Source organism: Roseomonas sp. TAS13, assembly GCF_001950415.1.
GTDB lineage: Bacteria > Pseudomonadota > Alphaproteobacteria > Acetobacterales > Acetobacteraceae > Roseomonas > Roseomonas mucosa.
The window spans coordinates 1-5116 of the sequence record NZ_BDLP01000315.1 but is presented as its reverse complement, the minus strand read 5'-3'; the positions used below and the strand labels follow the sequence as shown (position 1 = coordinate 5116).

6 protein-coding genes and 1 pseudogene are annotated in these 5116 nt (G+C 70.2%); 4 read left to right on the top strand and 3 right to left on the bottom strand.

Annotated features, from left to right (window positions below; translation table 11 throughout):
- The 4 genes and pseudogenes from ROTAS13_RS19010 to ROTAS13_RS18995 form a co-directional block, all read left to right on the top strand.
- A pseudogene (locus tag ROTAS13_RS19010) lies at positions 1-755 on the top strand (hypothetical protein); the annotation flags it as partial.
- Between the two features lie 57 nt (positions 756-812).
- On the top strand, positions 813-3134 hold the full coding sequence (locus ROTAS13_RS19005) for a DotA/TraY family protein (RefSeq protein WP_037251467.1): 2322 nt from the start codon (positions 813-815) through the stop codon (positions 3132-3134).
- 3 nt (positions 3135-3137) lie between these two features.
- Complete coding sequence (locus ROTAS13_RS19000) at positions 3138-3587, top strand: hypothetical protein (RefSeq protein ID WP_126281767.1); 450 nt, start codon at positions 3138-3140, stop codon at positions 3585-3587.
- Positions 3588-3643: 56 nt separating this feature from the next.
- Positions 3644-3961 (top strand): hypothetical protein, encoded by a 318-nt coding sequence (locus tag ROTAS13_RS18995; RefSeq protein ID WP_027297372.1) that lies wholly within the window; start codon positions 3644-3646, stop codon positions 3959-3961.
- A gap of 23 nt (positions 3962-3984) precedes the next feature.
- Here the strand turns inward: ROTAS13_RS18995 and ROTAS13_RS18990 are convergent, their stop codons facing one another.
- The 3 genes from ROTAS13_RS18990 to ROTAS13_RS27340 form a co-directional block, all read right to left on the bottom strand.
- Positions 3985-4368 carry a type II toxin-antitoxin system VapC family toxin gene (locus ROTAS13_RS18990; protein ID WP_027297373.1) on the bottom strand — a complete coding sequence of 128 codons (384 nt, stop codon included), beginning with the start codon at positions 4366-4368 and terminating at the stop codon, positions 3985-3987.
- The gene (locus ROTAS13_RS18985) at positions 4365-4610 is read right to left on the bottom strand and encodes a type II toxin-antitoxin system Phd/YefM family antitoxin (protein ID WP_239371580.1); all 246 of its coding nucleotides are present in this window, start codon (positions 4608-4610) and stop codon (positions 4365-4367) included. Before ROTAS13_RS18985 ends, ROTAS13_RS18990 begins: the two co-directional genes overlap by 4 nt.
- Positions 4611-4707: 97 nt before the next feature.
- On the bottom strand, positions 4708-5116 hold a 409-nt coding region (locus tag ROTAS13_RS27340; RefSeq protein WP_075823114.1), incomplete at its 5' end, for a hypothetical protein.

Sequence of the window (5116 nt, the reverse complement as noted above, 5' to 3'; positions counted from 1 at the left end):
GCCAGCAGGCTACCCAGCAGCCTACCCCGGCCCCGGCCGCCATTCGTGCGGCCGAGGGGCAGGCCCAGCCGGCTCAGCCCGCGCTGGGTGCCCGCGATGCAGGTCCGGTCGAGCGGCTGGTGGCTTCGATTGTGCCCCCTCGTCCCGCCAGCCCGCCTCCCTGGGAGCCGCAGCCGACCCCGATCACCGAGCGGATCGGGAGCTACCTGGCCAACCGTGCCGACAGCAAGGCACTGGAGACCGCCGAGGCGTCCGGGCAGCGCGCCGTGGATGCTCTGCGGGGCTTCGCCCAGGGGGCCGGCGCGGCGGTGATGGCTCGGATCAATGAGGCCGCCCGCTCCGATCCCCGCAGCATGGAGGGGGTGCTGGCCGAGATGCGCGAAGGTGGACGGCATGCCGAGCTGCGCACGCAGTTCAACAACGCCCTCGTCCAGGAGAAGGGTCTGGCCGCCGCTTACGATGCCGCCGCCTCGGCCGTGAAGCAGTACGGGACCGATCGCCAGGCCGCCGAGGCGGTGATCCTCAAGCGATCCGAGCCGGCGGCCCTGGCCGGGCGCTTCGAGCGGCTCGACGCCGCCATCGGCGAGGCCGCGTCCCACCTGCCCAGCCGCCAGGAGGGGAAGAGCGTGGTGGACGAACTCGGCCAGAAGGTCGCCGAGCTGGTGCGGCGAGCGGCCGACGCGGTTCGCAACGTCTTCCAGCAGGACCATCGCCAGGGCGTCTCGGCCGCCTCATCCCCGTCTCCCAGCCCATAGGCTCATTCGCGTCGCCCTCTCCCATCCTCGTCTGCAAATTCCGGCCGCGAGGATGCGATGCGACGCCCAACCCTGTTTCTGGCCCTGGCCACCCTGGCGCCGGTCCTGCTCCTCGCGGGGCCGGCGCTCGCCCAGGGGACGGGCGTGAACCTCAGCTGGTCCGCCCTTGATCCCGGTGACGACTGGGCTGCCATAGTCATCCGCTCCGTCTTCCCGATCAATGGCTCGGCCGGAACCGTCAGCACCGGCAACGCCGCCACGGTGATCGGCACCCTGGTCCGCTCCCTCACCGGCTTCGTGGCGGCCATCGCCATGTTCTACCTCGTCTATTCCATGGTGATGCAGATCTGGCGCGGTGCTGAGACCTCGCGCCTGCTCACCGACGGCATGAGCGGCATGATGGCCCTCCGTCTCGGGGTGGCGGCGATCTTCATGTTCCCGCTGGCCAACGGCTTCTCCGCCGGGCAGGCCGCCGTGGTGCAGGCCTCGATGTGGGGCATCGGCATGGCCAAGACCGTCTACACCTCGGCCGTCACGGCGATCGGCGCCGATGCGCGCGTCATCGCCGATCCGATTGTCCCGGGCAGCCGCACCATCGTCGCCGGGCTGATCCGCAACGAGTTCTGCCGCGCACTCGTCAACGCCGCCGCCAACAACCCCAACCTGGTGCCGGCGCCGGGCGCCATCGCCTCAAGCGGGGTCGGCAGCGTGCCGGCCTTCGAGACCTGGGCCTACCGCCTGTCCAGTGGCAACGAGAGCGGCGCCCCGGCCTGCGGCACCGTCACCCTGGCCCAGCCGGCCAGCACCAACACCGTCGCCGGTGTCGATGTCGGCATGGTCGACCAGCAGCGCCGGATCCTGAACAGCGTCGTCACGGGCAGCATCCGGCCGCAGGTCGAGAGCGCCGCGCAGGCCTTCTACGCCACCCGCCAGGCGTCGGCGCTGCAGCCACTGCTGGGCGTGCTGACCAGCGCCACCAGCCAGTACAACAGCCAGCTCACGGCGGCAGCCAGCGGTGCCATGAGCCGCATCCGCGGCTCCCTGCAGGATGCCCGCGGCAGCGGCGCCACCCCGGACGCCACCGCGATCCGCCTGAGCGCGCTCGGATGGTCGGCCGCCGGTGCCTACTATCTCGAATTCTCCCGCCTCAACGGCGCCACCCTCTCGCTGATGAGCGGCGTACCGCGCGTCGAGCGTCCCTCCTATCTGGGCCTCGGCCCGGCCCTCACCGCCGATGTGGCGCCGCTTTCCGCTGCCGCCGAGGCGTTCATGGAGCGGGTCAGCGCCTACGTCGCCACCACCGACCAAGCCAACACGCCCTTCGGCGGCTCGGGCCTGTTCTCCGGCGCCTCGCCGGCCGAGGACGGCGCCGGCATGATGGAGCGGGTGTTCCGCTCCCTGGGCCTGAGCGAGCGGATCCTCGGCCTCGTCACCAACTACTTCGTCACCCCTGGTACCTTGGTCTGGATCGACCCGTTCGGCAGCCTGATGCAACTCGGCCACGCCATGGTCGCGGCCGGTATGGGGGCGCTGGGGCTGGCGGGGATCGGGGTGGGCGGGTCCAATGCCGTCGGCACCGCCCTGGGCGGCGTGCCGCTGGTGGGTGGGGTGCTGGCGGCCAGCTTCAGCGGATTGGGCAAGGCGTTGGAATTCCTCGGCCCGGCGATCTTCGCGCTGATCTCCGGCCTGCTCCTCCCCGGCCTGACCATCGCCTTCGTGCTGCCGCTCATCCCCTTTCTGATCTGGGTCGCCGGCGTCGCCGGCTGGCTGATCCTGGTCTGCGAGGCGGTGATCGCGGTGCCGCTGTGGATGCTGGCGCACATGACCATGCGCGGCGAGGGCCTGCACGGCCGGGCCACCGAGGGATACTCGCTGCTGTTCAACGTGCTGTTCCGCCCGGTGCTGATGCTGCTCGGGCTGTTCCTCGGCTACTTCATCTTCGCCAGCATGTCCTGGCTGCTGCGGCTGAGCTTCGGGGTGGCGGCAGGCTTCGTGCTGGGCAACGGCTGGATCGTAACCAACGTGCTCGGGGTCGTGGTGCTGCTCTGCGTCTTCGTGCTGGCCCACGTCGTCCTGGCGCTGCTGTCCTTCCGCATGATCTCCCTGGTGCCCCACCACGTCCCGCGCCTGATCGGCTTCCTGCCGGCGAACCGGGTCGACATGGACGGCTTCAGCCGGGATGCTGCGCTGGTTGGGGCGGCAGGGGCATTGCAAAACATCGACGGTGCCGCTCGAAGGCTTGGTGGTTCGGCTCGCAATTCTGGTGATCGAACCCTGGCGCCGACGGCAATAGCTGGACCGCAAGGGCGGGCAGCAAGTAAGGAGATGGACTCTACCCTCCGGGCATCGACAGAGATCTCCGGCGCTAGGGATGAATGACCGATGAACGATGACGGCGAGAGCCAAGGAATGAGCGGAACGGCCGGCTACCTGCTAGGCAGGATGTCGGCAGAAAACGCTCGTTCGCGTTCGGATTGGGTCGATAATCTTGTGGCCCGTCGGCGGCGCCCGGAAGCGCGTTTCTTCCGTGAAGCTGATGTACATGCGAAGATCGCTGAATGGCAGGCTGCGCTCGCCTCAAGGGACGCCATCATCGATCAGCTACAGGAGCATGCTGCTGGTCTCGCCAGCGAGCGGGATCAGTGGCGTGACTACGCGAAGGCGATCGAGGGCGAGCGGGAGGAACTGAAGGAGCAGTTCCGCAGCCTGACCGTGAACGCCAACCTCATGGTCGAGCGCCTCGACGAGTACGACAGGGCGAACGAGGCGCTGGAGGCGGAAGTCGAGGCGCTGCGCGCCGAGATCGCCCGCCTCAAGGGCAGTGGCGGGTAGCGCAGGCCGTTCGCAACGATACTGGGCAGCATGGGGCCGCAACCAGGACAGGCCCCATGCCCTACGCTCGAAACCTCCTCCTCGCCGCTCTCGCGTCGATCCCACTCGCGGCCTGCAGCAGCGGCAACATCCGCACCGCCGGCAGCTACAGTGCTCCGGCCGCGCCGCAGGTCCAGAATCCCAACTACGATCCCTATGCCGCTCCGGGCACCGTCAATGCCACCTGGGCGCCGCCCGTGCTCAACCGTAACGGCACCATCGTGAAGCCCAACGATCCGCGCGGGGCGATGGCCGGCAGGCCGGACTACGAGCATGCCCCGTGGGCCACGGGCGCGGCCGGCGGTGCCACCTACGCCCCACCCGGCACCTTCTGACGACCTGGCGGCCGGTGCGGCGGCTATCGGGCCGGCCGCACATCCGTGCGGCTGAAATCGTCGCCGACGTAGAGCAGCGGCGCGTCGTGCTCGATCGCCAGCACGTAGGCGAAGCAGTCGCCGAAGTTCAGCCCCGCCGGGTGGACGCCCTTGCCCCAGCGCGCATAGGCCTCGGCCATGCGCCGCGCCGTCCCCGGTGTGACGCTCGCGACCTCGAAGCCCAGGCCCTCGACCAGCTGGCGCATCTCCACCCCGAGATCGCGCCGGCCCGCCACGATCAGCGCCTCCGCCATGGTCCCGGCCGAGATCGCCAGGGCGTCGGCCGCCTCCAGCACATCCATGCAGGCCTCGGCCTCGGGCTCGTCGAGCAGGATCGCCAGCAGCGCCGAGGTGTCGACCGCGATCATCGCGGCAGCCCGGCCTCGTCGTACAGATCGTCCTGACTGCGGGCGGCGCTCACGCCGGCCCGTGCCTTGGCGGCACCGACGCGGCGCAGCTCCTCCATCAGGGCGCGGCGTCCGGCTGCATCCGGTGTCCGGTGCACCGGGACCAGGCGCACGGCGGCGCGGCCATGACGCGTCAGCACGACCTCGTCGCCGGCCTCGGCCCGGCGCACCAGCTCGGTCAGCTGCCCCTTCGCATCCGTCACGGAGACCTGCACGATCGAACCCCAGCAGAAAGCCTCCCGGCGAAATAGACCATCGGGTGGTCCATTTCAACGATGCTGGCGCTGAGTGGTATCGGGGTCAGCCGGCGCTCGGCCAGAATCGGTCGGCCGATCGGAGGTACTCCCCGGCCGAGCCCAGCCGCCGCGTGCGCAGCTGCCAGTTCGCCCAGGCATTGCGGAAGGCGAGCACGAAGAACGCGGCGCAGAAGGGCAGGAACTGCACCGCCGCCCAGAAGCGTCCCTGGCCTGCGGGAAGCACCGTCATCTGCCAGGTCCATAGCCCCAGCGCGGCCCAGCCGGCCGCGAAGCAGCCCCAGGCCACCCGCGCCGTCTGCCGGCGCCGCCGCAGCCAGCGCCGCTTCAGCTCGAACTCGGTGAGGCCCATCGCGAAGGCCGTCGCCCCCGGGTCGAGGCGGCCGTCCTCGTCGGCGATCGGGCCACGCACCTGTCTCTTGATCACATCTACGCACAGCTCCACCGTAAGGCGA